Source organism: Rheinheimera sp. EpRS3, assembly GCF_001513785.1.
Lineage (GTDB): Bacteria > Pseudomonadota > Gammaproteobacteria > Enterobacterales > Alteromonadaceae > Alishewanella.
Genome location: NZ_LNQS01000001.1, coordinates 210685 through 228963 on the forward strand (window position 1 = coordinate 210685; position 18279 = coordinate 228963).

Below are 18279 nucleotides of genomic sequence, written 5' to 3' on the forward strand. Positions count from 1 at the left end.
CACAGCATCTGTCGTCCAGCGCAATACGGCAGGGTGCAGTAATTTATAGCCAGTTTTGTTATCTCAGGCATTCCCATAAATTTCTTTATTAGCCAGCCAGCGTTTGATTAGCGCCAGGCTGGCGGGGCGGTTGTGTTGCCATAACTGCACGGCCAGTTGTTGTGCCTGTGGCAGTAAGTCGGCGTCGCGGGCTAGAGCGGCAATTTTAAACTGTAAAATACCCGTTTGGCGGGTGCCGAGCAGTTCGCCTGGACCGCGAATTTCCAGGTCACGCTGGGCAATAACAAAGCCGTCGTTAGAATCGCGCAGTACGCCAAGCCGCGATTGCGCGGTGCGTGACAGTGGCGCATGGTACAGCAATACGCAGTGCGAAGCGGTGCTGCCACGGCCCACGCGGCCACGTAGCTGGTGCAGTTGGGCTAAACCCAGCCGCTCGGGGTTTTCAATAATCATTAAACTGGCATTGGGTACATCTACGCCGACTTCAATTACCGTGGTGGCCACCAGCAGGTCTAATTCGCCACTGCTGAACTGCTGCATTACCGCTTGTTTTTCGGCAGCTTTTAACCGGCCGTGGATCAGGCCAATGCGTAAGTCGGGTAGTGCCTGTTGTAGCAATACCAGCGTATCTTCGGCGGCCTGACTCTGCAGCGTTTCAGACTCTTCAATTAAGGTGCATACCCAGTACGCCTGGCGCTGTTCGCTTTGCACGGCGCTGCGCACCCGCTCAATAATATCATCGCGCCGCGTATCCGGTATCGCCACTGTGGTTACCGGTGTGCGGCCGGGCGGCAGCTCGTCAATTATAGAAGTGTCTAAATCGGCATAAGCAGTCATCGCCAGCGTGCGCGGTATAGGGGTGGCTGTCATGACCAGCTGATGTGGATACTTACCTTCGATACCGCCTTTTTCACGCAGCGCTAAGCGCTGGTGCACACCAAAGCGGTGTTGCTCATCGATAATAATCAGCGTTAAGGCATGAAATTCTACCTGTTGCTGAAACAGCGCATGTGTACCCACCACCATTTGCGCGCTGCCGTCAGCTATTGCCGCCAGTGTGGTTTGCCGCGCCTTACCCTTGGTTTTACCGCCCAGCCAGGCCACGCTAATACTCAAAGGTTCAAACCAGCGGGCAAAGTTAACCGCGTGTTGTTCGGCTAGCAATTCAGTGGGCGCCATTAACGCCACCTGATAACCATTACCTATCGCTGTCAGGGCAGCTAATGCTGCCACCAGGGTTTTGCCTGAGCCTACATCGCCTTGTACTAAGCGTAACATTGGCAGGGTTTGGCTTAAGTCGTGGCGTATTTCATCGGTTACCCGCTGCTGGGCTTTAGTGGGCGAAAACGGCAGTGCGGCTAAAAAACGCTGCTGCAGGCTGTTGTCAATATGCAGCGCTATAGCCTGTTGTTGCTGGCTTTGGCTACGCAGCTTGTGCATGCTCAGTTGCTGCGCCACTAACTCTTCAATAATCAGCCGTTGCTGCGCCGGGTGTTTACCCAGTTCAAGTAATTGCAGGCTGGCGTCCGGCGGTGGCCGGTGAATATAGGTTAAGGCTTCAGTAAGTGACCAAGGCTGACGCAGCATGGTTGCTGGCAGATATTCATCTGGCTGGCTGCGTTGTAAATACTGCAGCGCAGCATCGGTAAGGCTGCGCCAGGTGGCCTGGCGTAAACCTTCCGTAGTGGGATAAATGGGGGTTAAGGTTTCACTTACTTCGGTCAGCAGTTCGTCGCTGTGTACACGGTATTCCGGGTGCAGCATTTCCAGCCCGCGCGGGCCGCGTTTGGCTTCACCAAAGCAGCGTAGCAGCACGCCTGGGGTAACAGCGTTCTTCTGTGCGGCACTAAAATGAAAAAAACGCAGGGTAAGAAAGCCGCTACCGTCTTTGATTTTTACCAACCAGCTGCGCCTTTTACCCATTTGTATTTCACTGCTGGTAACCTCGCCCAGCACAGTGCCATGCATCAGTGGCATTAAATCGGCGATAGCATAAATGCGGGTGCGGTCTTCATAACGTAGCGGCAGGTGAAACAGAATATCCTGTACGCTTTGTATGCCCAGTTTTTCCAGCCGCTCGGCCACTTTGGCGCCGACGCCTTTAATGGCAGAAACAGGTTGTCTGGCAACAGAATCGGCTAACGTCATCAGGGCTGTGTATTCAACTGGGGGGCAGGTCTGGTGGGCTCTGCATATAAACGCTCTACCGTGCCGTCGTTTAACATTGTGGCCAGATGTTGGCGCAGTATAGGCTCCATTGCTGCATAAGGGCTTAGCCGTGACAAACCAATATGAATAAAGCCAGACTGGCCGCGGCTGAAATCGATACCTGCATTACGGAATTTGTTATGGTAACTGCTGACACTATTAATAGCTTCAGATGTACTGACGGTAGGTGCGACTAAACCATCTACCCGGCCCCGTATTACCATTTCCAGCCCGGCTTCAATCGAGTCTACTTCAACAATCTGACGTTGTTTTTGCTTTAGTAATGCCATTAGCGCCGGTGAATAAACATAGCTGCGGATACTTACCAGTGTTAGTTGCTGCAATTGTGCTTCGGTTTCCACTTGACGCCTGTCATCCTGGCGGACAAACAGGCTTTCCGGCACCGTTTTATTGTAGGGCAAAAGGTGCATGATGGCGTCACGCTCGGCACTGAATTTCAGGTTAGACATTAAATCTACTTCGCCTTCTGCCATGAGCCGCAGGCAACGGGCTACCGGCGTTTGTGGTGTAAAAATCAGCTTAAAGCCAGCGCGGCGGGCTAACTCCTGCATTAAATCAACCGACGGGCCGTAAGGTGTGGTGACATCTTCATAATGATGAAAGCGGGAAAAATGATCCAGACACCAAAGCAGCTGCGGCTCGCTTTCGCCCGGCAGTGGTTCTTCTGCCTGCACTGTTGCAGTTGCCAGCCAACTGGCCAGCACAACGGTAACAGTAAGGCAGAGCAGACGGGCTTTGGTCATTGTCGGCCTAATGCGTAGAGGGCACTTCCATCACGCCATCTATTTCAATTTGGCTGGCGCGCGGCAGGGCCGATACCTGGACAGCGGCGCGGGCCGGGTAAGGTTCGGCAAAGTACTGGCTCATAATTTCATTTACCGTGGCAAACTGGCCAAGATCGGTAAGAAAAATATTCACCTTTACCATGTCGTTCAGGCTGCCACCTGCTGCGTCGCACACCGCTGCCAGGTTTTTAAATACCTGATGGGTTTGCTCGCCAAAGTTCTCTGATACCAACTGCATAGTAGCCGGTACTAAAGGGATCTGGCCGGATAAATATACTGTAGTACCAATTTTTACCGCCTGGCTGTAAGTGCCAATAGCGGCCGGGGCATCGCTGGTACGGATAATAACTTTAGACATGCTGTTTATTTCCTTCTGTAAACTTTTTGTACGTCTGGCATTACGCGGATTTTGCGCATTACATTAGCCAGATGCACCCTGTCACGCACCGACAGCGTAATTTTAATTACGTATTCACCGGTGTCGCGATCGTCGGTGGCTAAGTCCTGAATATTGGAGCCTTGCGAGGCAATCAGGGTGGTAAGTTTAGCCAACACGCCCTGACGGTTAACAATAAACACGCGGATATCACACAGGAACTGTTTGTCGCCGGTTTTGTCCCAGCGTACCGGGAAAAACTTACCTGGCTCTTTGTCCCAGCCTTTAATATTACGGCAATCGGCCCGGTGTACGTTCAGGCCTTTGCCTGGCGTGGCGTTAGCGACAATGTCGTCGCCCGGTATCGGCCGGCAGCATTTGCCGAATGTCAGCAACATGCCTTCAGAGCCAATAATAAAGGCTTTGCTTTTCGGCATCGGGCCATTGTTGTCTTTACTGCTGGATTCATCAGAATCAAACTCGCCCAGCAGGCGCCGTGCTACGGCGATGGCCAGCTGATTACCCAGGCCAATTTCACTGCAAAGCTCGTCTAACGATTTTTGTTTGGTGTTTTGCAGTACCTGTTCTATCCGCTCCGGGGCGATATCTTCCAGTTTAACTTCACCTAACGCCGAGCTTAACAAGCGCCGGCCCAGGCTAATAGATTCATTTTGCTGCTGTTTTTTCAGGTAGTTACGAATGCCCAAAATAGCCCGGCTGGTAACTACGTAGTTTAGCCAGTTGGCATTGGGTTTACCGCCCGGGCTGGTGACAATTTCTACCGTCTGGCCGGTTTCCAGTGGTTTGTTCAGCGGGTAGGGACGCCTGTCTACTTTAGCACCTACACAGCGGTTACCAATGTCGGTATGTACGGCGTAGGCAAAATCTACTGCTGTGGCGCCAATAGGCAGCTCAACAATTTTACCTTTGGGGGAGAACACATACAGCTCGTCCGGGTACAGCTCTGATTTTACATTTTCGACAAACTCAGCGCTGTTGCCGGCATTTTGCTGTAATTCCAGCAGGCTTTGAATCCACCTTCTGGCACGAATTTGCGCTGTAGTGTCCTGATGCTGGCCGTTGGCTTTATACATCCAGTGCGCGGCAATACCTTTGTCGGCCATTTCGTCCATTTCGCGGGTACGCATTTGTATTTCTACCGGGATACCGTGCGGGCCAATTAGCGAGGTATGCAGCGACTGATAACCGTTTTGCTTTGGAATAGCGATATAGTCTTTAAAACGAATTTCAATCGGCTTGTACAGGTTATGCACGACACCCAAAGTGCGGTAGCAGTGATCAACGCTGTCTACCACTACGCGAAAGGCATAAATGTCCATTACGTCGTTGAACATCAGCTCTTTGTTTTTCATTTTGCGGTAGATGCTGTACAGGTGTTTTTCCCGGCCGCTAACATCGGCATTAATGCCGGCTTGCTCTAAACGGCCTAAAATTTCATGCTGAATTTTTTCCAGCAGCTCGCGCCGGTTGCCGCGTGCCTGCTTTACCGCTGTAGATAACGCACGGTAACGCATAGGGTACAGTGCCTGAAAACCCCAGTCTTCCAGCTCGTTTTTAATATTGTGAATACCCAGGCGGTTAGCGATGGGGGCGTACAGTTCGAGGGTTTCTTTGGCAATGCGGCGGCGTTTTTCTGGTCGCAGGGCACCTAAAGTGCGCATATTGTGGGTACGATCGGCCAGTTTAATTAAAATAACGCGGATATCCTGCGTCATCGCCATAAACATTTTTTGCAGGTTGGTAACTTCAAATTCCTGATAGTCTTTGAACTTTACCTTATCCAGCTTACTTACCCCCTGCACCAGCTCTGCTACGGTGTTACCAAACAGCCGGGTTAAGTCTTCTTTGCTTACCGGGGTATCTTCAATGACATCATGCAGCAGGGCAGCCATTAAGGTTTCGTGGTCCATGTGCATATCGGCCAGAATACTGCTTACGGCAACAGGGTGGGTTATGTAGGGCTCGCCGCTGGATCGGGTTTGTGGCGCGTGCGCATCCCTTGCCACTACATAGGCTTGTTGCACTAAGGCAACCTGCTCTGGCGGCAAATAGGCACTAATCTGGTTTTTCAGACCTTCAAATAAATACACCTGTGCTCCCAAACTGCGACAGCAAATAAAACACGCCGTTAAGCGCGGGATTTATTATGAATATACGTCTATTTATCACAGTTGCCAACGGCTAAACGCCGCTGGCCTGCAGATGGAGGGGTTTTTAGTGGTCTGAACCAATAATGGCAGCTACAGCAGCCATTTCTGACGCTTCCTGCTGGATCTGGTCGCGACGTTCCTGCTCATCCAGTACGGAATTCGTAATGAAACCTTTTTCAATTTCGCGCAGGGCAACTACGGTAGGCTTGTCGTTTTCAACATCTACCATCGGCTCTTTGCCTTCTACCGCTAACTGACGGGCACGGCGTGCGGCCACCAGAATTAAGTCAAAACGGTTACCAATTTTATCTACTGCATCTTGAACAGTTACGCGTGCCATTTACCACTCCAGTGTTCGGGCCATCACAAGACCGACTAGTTTACGCTAATTTGCTGTTTTCGCCAACAGTTGGTTAAGCAACCGGTTATGCTTACTGGCCTGGCTGCCATAGCCGTTGCGCTGTGCCAGTACAATGCGTTCAAACTCGGCTAAGGCGGTGTCAAAGTTATCGTTAATAATTAAGTATTCGTATTCGTCTGCATGGCTCATTTCGTTGTGTGCCTGCGCCATACGTTTAGCAATAACCTCGTTTGAGTCCTGGCCGCGCTGGTTTAACCGTTGTTCCAGCTCAGCCAGGCTGGGCGGCAGAATAAAAATGCCTTTAGCCGACGGTGCCTGTTGGCGGATTTGCCGCGCGCCCTGCCAGTCAATGTCCAGAAAAACGTCTATGCCCTGGCTTAAGCTAGCGCGAATAGTGCTTTTTGACGTGCCATAGTAATTACCAAACACTTCGGCCCATTCTAAAAATTCACCCTGGGCAATCAGCGCTTTAAACTGCTCAACGCTGATAAAGTGATAGTGCACGCCATCTTGCTCGCCCGGACGTGGCGCGCGGGTGGTGTGCGATACGCTGACCTGCATATCGTGGTGGTTTTTTAACAGTGCCTGGATCAGGCTGGATTTGCCGGCGCCGCTTGGCGCCGAAATAATAAACAGATTACCGGCAAGTTCCTGCATGGGGTTGACGCCTGAAAATGAAAGAATGCGGATTTTAGACGCTGTTGGCTGTTGCTGCAAATTAAGATAATTGCTCAACATCAGGCTGCAGGCGAAAATCGGTTTGCTCACATCAACACGCCGTGAATACGTCCTTGTAGGCTCGACTCAGGCATCCATGCCTTCAACGGTTGATTTAGAGCAAGCCGATTCCCGCTTAATAGTCTGTTGGTAACTTTCTTTATTTCTTCGCTTTTGCTTTAACGGATAAGGTCAGCGTAAAAGTTGCCATCGGCTCGTCGCCATGCAGTGTCGGGCAGGTTATGACTACCGACACCGGCTTATTAATGCGCTCGCCTGTGGCTAACGATTCGTCAATCATCGCATCAATAACATCGCCATCATGGCTGGTAAAGTGCACTGTGGCTTCTGGCCGCTTTAAAAACTGGCCTTGTACATCTTTAAAGGCAAAATTGGCATTTACACCACGCGCTTTGGCTTTGCTGAACACTAAAAAAGCGCCAGCTAAATCAGCACCTATAGCAAGGGCACCAAAGTAGATACTGCCTAAATGGTTTTTGGTGCGCCAGCTGTGTGGCATGGTGACTTCCAGCGTTGTGCTGTTCATTCGCACAATTTTTGGTGAACAAAAGCCAATCAACGGAATATAGCGCCAGGCGAATAATTTTAAGCCCCAGTTGGCTTTGCGCAGGGAAATAGCCATAGCATGGCTCCTGTATTGAAATTTGGCTTGAGCTTACACTGGTATGACCATTGCTGCAACCTGACCGTTGATGCTGCAAAAAATACCATTCGTCAGGTTTCTGTTGTCTGCGTTAAAGCAAGCTATAGTAAAGTCGGATTGAAATTAACTTTTGCAGGTAGCGGATATTAATAACGTGCGTTGTTGTCATCTGGTGTTACTTTTTTCCCTCTTACTAAGCTGTCTGAGTGTGCCACAGGCAACAGCTTTGGTGCTGACACAGGATGATTACTTATACCGTATCTGGTCGGTAGAGGCCGGGCTGCCACAAATTTCAGTTACGGCAATAGCACAGGATGCCCAGGGCTTTATCTGGCTGGGTACACAAAATGGCCTGGCCCGTTTTGATGGCCTGAACTTTAAGATATACAACACCGCCAATACTCCGGCGTTACCCTCTAACCTGATCTCAGCACTACACATAGATACGCAGCAACGGCTATGGGTTGGCACTGTTAATGGCCTGGTACGGTTGCAGCAACATGAATTCAGCCGTTTGGATCAACAACAGGATGCTCTGGGGGCAGTAAGCAGTTTTGCTGAGCTGGCAGACGGCACTATGCTGATTGGCGCTACCCGGTTATTCCGTTGGCATGAGCAATTAGAACAATTACAGCCGGTAGCGGAACACCATGGCCAGGTATTTCAACTGTATCAGCAGCATGACACGGTATGGATTGGCGCACTAAACGGCTTTGCCACACTTAATGCCGATGGTTATCAGTGGTATCCGGCACCCGAGCAGGTGTCGGCCCTGCAAATTTCTGAGATAGCCGTACAGGGTACTGATGTATATCTGGGATCAAACCTGGGGTTATTTAGCTGGCAAAACAAACAGTGGCAAAAGTTAGCTTTACCGGGGCAGCCAACGGATACCCGCATAGAGTTACTCTACCGGGACCCACAGCAACAACTGTGGGTAACCACCTATGACAAGCTTTACAACATGCACAAAGGTGTCTTAGTTGAAACTGATTTTGTCAGCGACAAGCAGGGCAACTTTGTCTGGGTTGAAAGTATGTTGCAGGACAAGCACGGCAATTTGTGGCTGGGCAGTCATTCTCATGGTCTGAAGCGGTTACGCCGCGCATCCACGCAGCGGTTTAGCCGGGCGCAGGGTATACCCGACCCTTATGTCTGGGCTCTGATACCCTGGCAGCAGCATTTGCTGGTAGGTACCAGTAATGGTTTGGCTTTGCTGCAATACGGCCAGTTTCAGCCATTAACCGCCAATCAGTACCTGCCAAACAACTTTGTGTATAGCCTGATGCTGGACACGCAGCTGCGGCTATGGGTAGGCACCCGCGCCGGTTTAAGCCAGCTTGATGGCACAACACTGGCCTGGCAGCGTAACTATGCGGCTATAGCCCATTTGCTGGTAACCACGCTGGCGCAGGAAGATGAGCGCATTTGGGTTGGTACCAACGGTGGTTTGTTTTATTTGCAGCAGGATGAACTGCAGCAGCACGAAGTGCCAGAAGCACTGCGCCAGGCCAAAGTGCGGATAGTGTTTCCGGACAGCCAGCAACGGCTATGGGTAGGCACCGAAAATGGCTTGTACTTACGTGATGACAAAGGTTTTAACCGGGTTGACGATATGCCGTTGTCGGGCAGTTTTGTTAGTACCATTAAAGAATTTGCCGATGGCACTATATTGGTTGGCGGCCTTGATCAGGGGTTTGTGCTGGGGCAGCCGGGGCAGTGGCAATGGTTTAATCAGCAAAATGGTTTACCCGGCAGCGGAGCCCTGCATGCTGAGCTGGTCGAAAATCAATTGTTGATCAGCAATTTTCAGGGATTTTACCGCGTAAATTACCGTAGTTTGCAAGAAGGCCGCGTAGAGCAGTTATATATGTTGGTGGATGACCGCAGGCCGGAAGCTGCCACCGATTCACACCGTTGCTGCAATGGCGCAGGCAGCAGCAAAGGTGCGGTGCATCAGGGGCGGGTATGGTATCCGACACTGGACGGCGTGGTATCTCTGCCGCTGCAGCAGTTAATCCAACATGGCCCTTTGCCTCTGCCCGTACTGGAAAGTCTATCTGCTGACGATCAACACTACCGCAACAGTGAAGCCAGATTACCGCCAGAGCAGCGCGACTGGCATTTTCGTTTTACCGCACCTTACTATGTGCAGGCGTCATCAGTGCAGTTTCGTTACCAGTTGCAAGGTTACGACGCCCAGTGGATTGATGCGGGCAACCGGCGCGAGGCCTTTTATACCAACCTGCCGCCCGGCCATTACAGCTTTAACGTACAGGTACGGGTGGCGGCCGATTACCGCTGGAGTGACACAGTAACCATGGACATACGCTTAACGCCCTACTGGCATGAAACCACCTGGGCACGCGGTGTATTAACCGTATTGTTTATATTGCTATTGTGGGGCCTGTACCGCTGGCGCCTGCTGGCGTTGGCCCGTTCGCAGCGCCAGCTAGCCAAATTGGTGGCCGCTCGTACCCAGGAGTTACACCAGGCCAATGAAAAACTAAAACTCATGAGTATGCAGGATGCCCTGACAGGCTTGCACAACAGGCATTACCTGGACAGTAATATCCAGCAGATATTAGCGCGTGCAAACCGCCACGCCGAACCGCTGATCTGGGTTTTGCTCGATCTGGATTACTTTAAACGCATCAATGACAGCCTCGGCCATCAAACCGGTGACAATATATTAATGGTGGTGGCCGATATTCTGCGCCAGAACAGCCGGGGTTCTGATCACGCAATTCGCTGGGGCGGGGAGGAGTTTTTATTGATCCTCGAACACAGTGAAGACGCCGAGTTAGTGTTGCAGCGTATTCAGGATGCTATACGCCAATACCCCTGGCAAAAAAATATGGCCCTGCAACAACCGTTAACCTGCTCAATTGGTGCGGTGGCGCAGCTAACAGACTGGAACTGGCAGCATAGCCTGCGTCTGGCTGATCAGGCGCTGTACTGGGTAAAAGAGCATGGCCGCGATGGCTATATGCTGTTGCTGGCTGTTGCTCCGCTGCCAGCCGATATGCTGACAGACACCGCTTCCATAACCAGTTTACTGGCCGAAGGTAAACTGCACGCCATCAGTAACAAAGACTTTACTACGCAGCCAGGCTGATATCTTCGCGTTAGCGCCGACACTGTGAAGCCGGCTGCCCGCTGTGCTAAAATAGCTGCCTTTTCGCCGGTAAGCTTTTTGCCGCGCCAGTAATACAGGAGCCTGTAGTGTCAGCATTATCAAATTTATATCCGCAGCCATTATGGCAATGGTTCGCACAAATTTGCGCCATCCCGCACCCGTCCAAGCACGAGCAAGCCTTAAGCCAACATATTCAGGCCTGGGCGCGCGATAAAGGCTTAAGCGTGCTGGAAGACAAAGTCGGTAACCTGATTATTAAAAAGCCAGCAACCGCCGGCTTTGAAAACCGCAAAACTGTGGTGATTCAGGCGCACCTGGATATGGTGCCGCAGAAAAACGCCGACAAAGTGCATGATTTTACCAAAGACCCGATTGAAGCTTATCTTGACGGCGATTGGGTAAAAGCCAACGGCACTACCTTAGGCGCCGACAATGGTATTGGTATGGCATCAGCGCTGGCTATTTTAGGCAGCAGTGATATTAAACACGGCCCGCTGGAAGTGCTGCTGACAATAGATGAAGAGGCCGGTATGACCGGTGCCTTTGGTGTAGAACCAGGCATGCTGCAAGCCGAAATTCTGATCAATACCGATTCGGAGCAGGAAGGCGAAATTTATATGGGCTGCGCCGGTGGCGTAGACGCTGAATTTACCGTACCAGCGCAGTGGCAAACGCCCGCGAACGACGTAACGGCGTTTACCTTGAGCCTGACCGGCTTAAAAGGCGGCCATTCGGGGGTAAATATTCATTTGGGCCGCGGTAATGCCAATAAACTGTTAGCGCGCTTTTTAGCCGATCACACTGCAGCACTGCAATTGGCCGTAGCGGCCTTTAACGGCGGCTCATTGCGCAATGCCATTCCGCGCGAAGCCAGTGTTACCTTAACGGTACCAGCGGCAAAGCTGGCGCAGTTACAACAGGCCGTAGCAGAGTTTGAAGCTCTGTTACAGTTTGAACTGGCCGCCGTAGAGCCGGCATTAAAACTAAGCCTGGTTGAAGTGACCACACCGGCGCAGGTATTAACGCCAGCAGCGCAAAGCACGCTTATCAACCTGTTAAATGTCTGCCCCAACGGCGTAATGCGCATGAGCGATGAAGTGGCCGGTGTTACCGAAACCTCGCTGAATATGGGCGTGATCACCACTAAAGATAACAGCGTGCAGGTTTTGTGTTTAATCCGCTCGTTAATTGATTCCGGCCGTGAACAGGTGCAAAGCATGCTTGGCTCACTGGCACAATTAGCCGGCGCAGAAGTGAAATTCAGCGGTGCCTACCCTGGCTGGAAACCCAACCCGGATTCACCGGTAATGGCGATAGTAAACCAAACCTACAAAGACATTTACCACAAAGACCCGGTCATTATGGTGATTCATGCCGGTTTAGAATGCGGCCTGTTTAAAAAGCCGTACCCGGATATGGATATGGTGTCGATAGGCCCCACCATCCGCTTCCCGCACGGCCCGGATGAAATGGTTAATATCACTACTGTAGGCCAGTACTGGGAACTGCTGCTGGCAGTGCTGGAGCGCATTCCTGAGCGCAGCTAAACTATCAGCTTTTAGTTAAGCTGTGCTACTGTAAAGGGCGAAGCGGAATGCCTGCTTTGCCCTTTTTACATTCATTCATTTGCCAGCTTTATTGGTGTCAGGTTAGCTCTGACAAGGCTGCTCTGCCGTGCGTGGCCGCAGCAGTTTCATCAACTGTGGCAACATTAAGCCACATAGCACTATGGCCATACCGCTGATTTGTACCGGAGTGACGGTTTGGCCCATTATGATTGCTGTCAGAGCGGCACACACCGGAATTAAGTTAAAAAACAATGCCGCCGGTGCTGAGCCCAACCGTTGTACTGCGTTGAGAAAAAACACATAACCCACCACAGTGCCAAAGACTCCAATATAGATAACCGCCATGATCCCCTGCAGTGGCAACTGTAGTAATTCTGTAACCGGGTGAATACCGCCCTGTATGCTATTGAACGCAAGAATAAAGGCATCACCCGCCAGCATGCTCACCAGCGTAAATGGCAGCAGGGGTAACCATCCGGTCACCTTTTGCGATGCAGTGGTGTAGGCTGACCATAACAACATCGCGATGATAATGGTCAGGTCGCCCTGATTAAACTGGAATTGCGCCAGTGTCTGCCAGCTGCCTTTGGTAATAACCAGCAGTACGCCGGCCAGACCAATGCTTAAACTAAGCGCTTGCGTTCTGCTTAACCATTTCCGTGACAGTGCGGCAACCATCAACGCGGTGACTAACGGGCTTAAAGCCATAACTAAAGCGCCGTTAGTGGCTGCAGTGTGTTTAACGCCGGTAAACAGCAATAAATTAAAACCACCTACGCCTATCAGGCTGATAAACAACAGCCAGGCATATTGCTTAAAACTCAGCATCGGCCAGCGCTCACGCTTAACCAGCAGGCAGGCTACTAAACACAGCGCGGCAATGCTGAAACGCCATACCACCAAAGAGTTTTGCGACATCTGGTCCAGCACCAGTTTTGATACAGGAAACACGCTGCCCCAGCAAAAGATACTGATTAACAATAATAAAATGGTAACGAATGGCGATTGGCGGCTCATGCTATTGCTCTGGCAGTTTAACTTGCCGTATAGTTTATTTGTTTCATAAATAAAATAAATATCAACTAATAGCAGGTTAAATACCAAAAATGAAACCTAACTACTCTTTGGATGATATGCGGCTGTTTTGGCTGGTGGCACAAGCCGGAAGTTTTCGCCAGGCGGCAGAGCAGGTAGGTATTCCGCCGTCTACACTAAGCCGGCGCATTAATGCGCTGGAACAAGCGCTGGGATTACGTTTGCTGCACCGCGATGCGCATCGTATTAACCTGACCGGCACCGGCCAGCAATATTTACAGCGCTGCGGCCCTTTGTTTAACGAGCTGAATGATATTTCCGGTGACTTGCAGGCGGAGAAACATGAGCCTGCCGGTTTGCTGCGTATTGCAGTACCGGTAAATACCACTTACCGCTGGCTGGCGGGCGCATTGAATCAGTTTCAGTTACGCTATCCCAAGATTGATTTAGACATTCGCATGTCAAACTGGGTTATTGATGTTAGCGAACATGCGATTGATTTGGCGATCCGCGTAGGCGAGCCGGCACTGCAAGGCTGGATCGCCAGGCCACTAACCAATGTGCAATCGTTACTGTGTGCCGGCAGCCAGGCCACGCAGTGGCATCACATTCAGCACCCGTCTGAGCTGATAAACTATCCGCTGGTTGTCAGCAGCCCGATTAATGTCTGGCGTTTTGAGCATCAGCAACGCCGCGAGTCCTTTGACTTTCGCCCGCAGGGCAATGTCCGGCTGTTTGTTGATGATATGAATATTGCCATGCAAGCAGTTGAAGCCGGCGTAGGTATTGGTTATTTGCCGCGCCGGGTGGTGCAGGAGCATATGCAGCAGGGCAGGCTGGTTGCGCTGGCCACAGACTGGCTGGGGCCGCTGCGTAAAACCTATCTGTTATACCGCGACCGCGATAACCAACCCCTGCGCCTGCGTTTGCTTATTGAATATCTACTGCAAGCCGCACCGGCAGAGTATTAGTAACATTTAATTGTAAATTTCAGCGTATTAGTTTTACATGGTGAGTATGTGTCCCTTATTCAGGATAATTAAATTTGAAACTCAGATATTTGTTGATTGCTCTTGTTAGCTTTAACGCATTTTCGCAGGCTTTTGTAGAGAAAGAAGAGGGGGCTGCCATAGGTAACGGCGGCATTCCGTGGGAGTTGTTTGTCGACCGCGGGAAATTGCTGGGCTGTATTTACGACAGCCGTTTTTATTCGCTGGGGTCTATTCTGGTATTAGAATCCATACCGAGAAAGTGTGAACTGGCTTCTGACCGCACCGGCATGTGGGCGCAATTATCTGAAGCTGAAATGTTGTTATTTAAGGAAAATATTGAAACGCAGCAAAAGCTTGAGCGTGAGTCGACTTATATTGGCAAGGATCCGATTAACGAAGAAGAAGCCCGGGTAATAAAGTATCTACGCCGGGCAAAAGCATTTGCTGATAAACAACAGAACTAGCGCTGCTTCAATCTTAAACCGGTGTTCATCGTTGAGGCGACTGCAGCAAATAATCCAGCGCGCCAATAATAGCGGCTACCTGGGCCTGAATACATTGCTCTGGCGTGGCGCTTGGGCTATCCGGGTATACTTCTGTAGTGCTTACCAGGGGCGCATCGGTTACGCTGCCGCATAAACCCAGGCTGGCTTTGGCATAGTTAATCACACCAAACTGCGCAATTTTCTCGCCGATTAACTCGCCGTTTTCATCAGCTTCGGCGATATGAGTCACCTTGGCTACGCTGTCGATAATGGCTTTTTGCAGCGCCGGGCAGGGGTGTTCGGCATCATCTACCGTGTAATAACCATCCGGGATATTCCAGTTGTTGTTCACCGTGCCATCGCGGGCCGCTTTGGCCGGGCGAAACTCGCTGTTATCCGAGTCTGTGGTTTCATGTAAATCGATATGCAGCGCAAAGCGGGTGTTCAGGCTGGCCAGATACTGCCTTACCTGTTGTGCTTCTATTGCCTTGCCATCAGGACTGAAACTGCGGTTTGGATCTATCGCCTGTGGGTTCCAGCGGTTGATAGTTTCATAACCCCAGGGGCTGATACAGGGCAACACCAATACGTTTACTTTGTCGCTGTAAGCTTTGGCCTTGGTTTGTAAAAACCGCAGCGCACCATGCACACCACTGGTTTCATAACCATGCACACCACCGCTCACTAAAATAGTGGGTTTATCGCTTTGCCAATTGCGGCTTTTTACCGCATACATCGGGTAGGTTTTGCCGCAAACCTGCTGATAATTCAGCTCGCCGTATTGCTCAACATCAAACTCGTTTTGCAGTGCTGTAATCGCCGGTAATACATCGTCGAAGAAACTGCGTTTTATCTGTTGTTCGCTAAGCCATTGCGCCGTTTCTGCTGCGCCCCAAGCCTGGCCGACAGTGCCAATATGGTAAATAGTGTTCATGCGTATTCCTGTAATAAAGGCTGCCGGCGGCAGCGTAAAACATGGCACAACTATACCATTGATGCTGCCACAACGGCCATTACCGCTGCATTTAACTTGTTCAAAACGCCGTTTACCGCAGTATTAATATAGTTAGCTTGCTAAGTATATTATCAGCCATACAATGCTTAGCATGCTAACTAATTTATAGGCATGTAATGACTGATATCACCAACCTGACTGAAATGAAAGCCATGCTGAAAGTGCCGCTGGGTAACCAGATAGGGCGGGTGCATCGCTTATGGCGCAGTGCTATTACTGCATCGGTGCAATCGCTGGATATGACCGAAGCGCGCTGGACAGCGATGTTGCACCTGAAAATGTTGGGCGAAGGCGCTACCCAACAAGCACTGGCGCAGGAGCTGGGTATAGAAATGCCGTCGCTAAGCCGCACTCTTAGCCAGCTGGTAGAGCAGGATATGCTGCAGCGCCAGCCACACCCTAGCGATAAAAGAGCGCAGTGTTTGTATTTCACCGCAACCGGACAGCAGATGCTGGCGAAGCTGATTGAGCGCACTATGCAAATCCGCCAGGCGCTGTACCAGGATTTAACCCCGGCTGCGGTACAGCAGTTGATGCAGTCGTTAGACATTATGGAGCGTAACGCCCGTACTTTGCTGCTTGCTACTGCTACAGAGAATAAAGCATGACACCGGATCAGATTTTTAAACGCTGGGTACAGGGTGCGTTAGCCGTATTTGTTATGGCCTTTGCCTATTTTATTTGTGCAGATATCTGGATGCCGCTAAGCACCCAGGCGCGGGTAATGCACCCTGTGGTGGGCATAGCGCCCGACGTGAGCGGCCAGGTAACGCAAGTGCTGGTGCAAAACAACCAGCCGGTAAAAGCCGGTGATACGTTGTTTACGTTGGATCAGCGCGCTTACGTGCTGGCGGTAGACAAAGCCGAACTGGCGCTGGAAGCGGCAAAGCAGGAAAACGCCCAACTGGAGGCCGCTATTGCCGCAGCCCGCGCCAGTGTAGCGGCGTATCAGGCCAGTGCCGATGAGCTGGCGTTGGAAGTAAAGCGGCTGGGGCAGCTTATTGGCAGCAAAAGCGTATCGCAGCAGTTGGTTGATCAAACCCGCGCCAATTACACCGGTGCTTTGGCACAGGTAGAGGCCGCTAAAGCCCAGGTAAACGAGCTGGTGGTGCGCCGCGGGGCCAGTGGTGATGACAACCTGTTGCTGCGCCAGGCCAGCAATAATTTAGCCAATGCCAGGCTAAACCTGCAGTACACCGCTGTACAGGCCAAAGTAGATGGCGTTATAAGCAACCTGCAACTGGTACCCGGCAACTATGCTACTGCCGGTAAAACGCTGGCTGCGTTGGTGGCAGCGAAAGCCGATATTATTGCCGATTTTCGTGAAAAATCGCTGATGAAGGTTAGCGTCGGTACTACAGCCAGCATCATGTTTGACAGCCTGCCAGGCCAGGTGTTTGCGGCAACGGTAGTGTCGGTTGATGCAGGGGTAAAAGACGGCCAGTTGCCGGCCGATGGCAGCCTGGCTAACCCGGAAAATTCTGATCGCTGGGTGCGCGATGCGCAGTACCTGCGTTTGCACCTTGGGTTAAATGATAATGATCAGGTGCTGGCAGCTTTACCCAGCGGCGCGCGTGCCACGGTGCAGTTGTATCCGGCTGATGGCCCGGCCAGTTGGTTGGGGCAGATGCAGGCGCGGTTTATCAGCCTGCTGCATTATATCTATTAAGGTAGCGGCTATGTCTTCGCCCCTGAGCATTACGCCACAAAAATTGCAGCTAAGCAGTAACGATCTGCGCCAGTGTTTGCGTATTGCTTTTGCCGGTACTTTGGGGTTTGTGCTGTGCAAGCTAATGGGCTGGAGTTACGGTACTTTTTTTGTCGTTAACCCCATGTTATTGCTGGGGCTGGTGCCGGTGCTTAATACCCATATACTGCGCCAGTTTATTGCCAGTACGTTGTTTGTCAGTGTCAGCATTTTGCTATTGCAGGGCCTGTTTGGTGACAAGCCACTGGCGATGACACTGCTGGTTATTTTGCAGTTTGGCTTTTTATTTCGCTGCATGACACGTGGTGTCAATTTTCTGTTTGGCGCCATGACCATGGTGGGCTTATCCATGCAGCTGCACTTTGCCAGTTATCCGGCGCCTGTTACCCAGGTCAGCGATATTGTGATGTCTAACCTGGTGGCCGGTGTGGTAACCCTGCTTATTACCTTTTTAATGTATACCCTGTTTCCGGACACCACAGCACGGCAAGGGCGGCAATTGCCGGTTAAACCGCTAAGTAACCAGCGCCATGAGGTGATCCTGGCTACCACTGTGGCGACCTTATCGTTTTTGGTATTTCAAAGCTTTGATCTGGTAGATTCGCTGTCAGCGCAGGTGGCATCGGTGCTGGTATTGTTTCCGCTAAACTGGCACGGTGCCGGTAAAGCCGGCTGGAACCGGGCAATCGGCACGTTAGTGGGCTGTAATGTTGGGTTGTTGATCCAACTGCTGCTGTATAACCATGCCGGTGTGCTGCTGTTTGTCGCGCTGGCAATGTGGCTTAGCATCATGCTGTTTGCCCGGCATCATATGTTTGAAGGCGGCCAGGCCGGTGCCGGTTTTGGCGCTATGACCACCATGGGCATTTTATTTGGCCAGTATCTTACGCCAGAAAAAGATTTGGTATACAGCGCGCTGTATCGCTTTAGCTCGGTGGCTATTTCGGTGATCTGTACCTTAATTGCCGTGTATCTTATGCACCATTTACTCAACCGCTTTAGCGCTACGCGGCTGCAAACCTAGCGGTTTATGG

16 protein-coding genes are annotated in these 18279 nt (G+C 51.2%); 7 read left to right on the forward strand and 9 right to left on the reverse strand.

Features of this window, described 5'->3' with window-relative positions:
* Window positions 1–63 precede the first annotated feature (63 nt).
* The 7 genes from recG to AR688_RS00950 all read right to left on the reverse strand — a co-directional run bounded on the left by recG (window position 64) and on the right by AR688_RS00950 (window position 7282).
* The gene (recG, locus tag AR688_RS00920) at window positions 64–2148 is read right to left on the reverse strand and encodes an ATP-dependent DNA helicase RecG (RefSeq protein ID WP_068227900.1); all 2085 of its coding nucleotides are present in this window, start codon (window positions 2146–2148) and stop codon (window positions 64–66) included.
* Window positions 2148–2972, reverse strand: coding sequence for a substrate-binding periplasmic protein (locus AR688_RS00925; protein WP_068227902.1), 825 nt, complete (start codon window positions 2970–2972; stop codon window positions 2148–2150). The genes recG and AR688_RS00925 overlap by 1 nt, the downstream gene beginning before the upstream one ends.
* 7 nt (window positions 2973–2979) lie before the next feature.
* Window positions 2980–3372: a RidA family protein gene (locus AR688_RS00930; RefSeq protein ID WP_068227905.1), complete on the reverse strand. Its 393-nt coding sequence runs from the start codon at window positions 3370–3372 to the stop codon at window positions 2980–2982.
* A 5-nt stretch (window positions 3373–3377) separates the two neighbouring features.
* Window positions 3378–5501, reverse strand: coding sequence for a bifunctional GTP diphosphokinase/guanosine-3',5'-bis pyrophosphate 3'-pyrophosphohydrolase (gene spoT / locus AR688_RS00935; protein WP_068227906.1), 2124 nt, complete (start codon window positions 5499–5501; stop codon window positions 3378–3380).
* A 124-nt stretch (window positions 5502–5625) separates the two neighbouring features.
* Entirely contained in the window at window positions 5626–5901 is a 276-nt protein-coding gene (gene rpoZ / locus AR688_RS00940; protein WP_027670380.1) for a DNA-directed RNA polymerase subunit omega, read from the reverse strand.
* Window positions 5902–5946: 45 nt separating this feature from the next.
* Window positions 5947–6579: a guanylate kinase gene (gene gmk / locus AR688_RS00945; protein WP_068231004.1), complete on the reverse strand. Its 633-nt coding sequence runs from the start codon at window positions 6577–6579 to the stop codon at window positions 5947–5949.
* A 220-nt stretch (window positions 6580–6799) separates the two neighbouring features.
* Window positions 6800–7282 carry a DUF4442 domain-containing protein gene (locus AR688_RS00950; protein ID WP_068227909.1) on the reverse strand — a complete coding sequence of 161 codons (483 nt, stop codon included), beginning with the start codon at window positions 7280–7282 and terminating at the stop codon, window positions 6800–6802.
* Between the two features lie 229 nt (window positions 7283–7511).
* On the opposite strand from AR688_RS00950, the gene AR688_RS00955 reads away from it, so the two are divergent.
* Window positions 7512–10421, forward strand: a complete 2910-nt coding sequence (locus tag AR688_RS00955; protein ID WP_231731880.1) for a ligand-binding sensor domain-containing diguanylate cyclase — start codon at window positions 7512–7514, stop codon at window positions 10419–10421.
* A gap of 107 nt (window positions 10422–10528) precedes the next feature.
* The gene (locus AR688_RS00960) at window positions 10529–11989 is read left to right on the forward strand and encodes an aminoacyl-histidine dipeptidase (protein WP_068227912.1); all 1461 of its coding nucleotides are present in this window, start codon (window positions 10529–10531) and stop codon (window positions 11987–11989) included.
* 102 nt (window positions 11990–12091) lie between these two features.
* On the opposite strand, the gene AR688_RS00965 is transcribed toward AR688_RS00960, so the two are convergent.
* Window positions 12092–13027, reverse strand: a complete 936-nt coding sequence (locus AR688_RS00965) for a DMT family transporter (protein WP_068231010.1) — start codon at window positions 13025–13027, stop codon at window positions 12092–12094.
* Between the two features lie 89 nt (window positions 13028–13116).
* Here AR688_RS00965 and AR688_RS00970 point away from each other — a divergent pair, with 89 nt between their 5' ends.
* Both AR688_RS00970 and AR688_RS00975 read left to right on the forward strand, forming a co-directional pair.
* Window positions 13117–14016: a LysR family transcriptional regulator gene (locus tag AR688_RS00970; RefSeq protein WP_068227914.1), complete on the forward strand. Its 900-nt coding sequence runs from the start codon at window positions 13117–13119 to the stop codon at window positions 14014–14016.
* A gap of 74 nt (window positions 14017–14090) precedes the next feature.
* The gene (locus AR688_RS00975; RefSeq protein ID WP_156420186.1) at window positions 14091–14501 is read left to right on the forward strand and encodes a hypothetical protein; all 411 of its coding nucleotides are present in this window, start codon (window positions 14091–14093) and stop codon (window positions 14499–14501) included.
* A 25-nt stretch (window positions 14502–14526) separates the two neighbouring features.
* Here AR688_RS00975 and AR688_RS00980 read toward each other — a convergent pair whose 3' ends face one another.
* Window positions 14527–15456 carry a M14 family metallopeptidase gene (locus tag AR688_RS00980; RefSeq protein ID WP_068227917.1) on the reverse strand — a complete coding sequence of 310 codons (930 nt, stop codon included), beginning with the start codon at window positions 15454–15456 and terminating at the stop codon, window positions 14527–14529.
* A 197-nt stretch (window positions 15457–15653) separates the two neighbouring features.
* On the opposite strand from AR688_RS00980, the gene AR688_RS00985 reads away from it, so the two are divergent.
* Genes AR688_RS00985 through AR688_RS00995 form a run of 3 tightly spaced genes read left to right on the forward strand, consistent with a single transcriptional unit; the run spans window position 15654 to window position 18269 of the window.
* Complete coding sequence (locus AR688_RS00985) at window positions 15654–16145, forward strand: MarR family winged helix-turn-helix transcriptional regulator (RefSeq protein WP_068227919.1); 492 nt, start codon at window positions 15654–15656, stop codon at window positions 16143–16145.
* Window positions 16142–17206, forward strand: a complete 1065-nt coding sequence (locus AR688_RS00990; RefSeq protein WP_068227922.1) for an HlyD family secretion protein — start codon at window positions 16142–16144, stop codon at window positions 17204–17206. The genes AR688_RS00985 and AR688_RS00990 overlap by 4 nt, the downstream gene beginning before the upstream one ends.
* 10 nt (window positions 17207–17216) lie before the next feature.
* Window positions 17217–18269, forward strand: coding sequence for a DUF2955 domain-containing protein (locus AR688_RS00995; RefSeq protein ID WP_068227924.1), 1053 nt, complete (start codon window positions 17217–17219; stop codon window positions 18267–18269).
* Window positions 18270–18279: the final 10 nt, after the last annotated feature.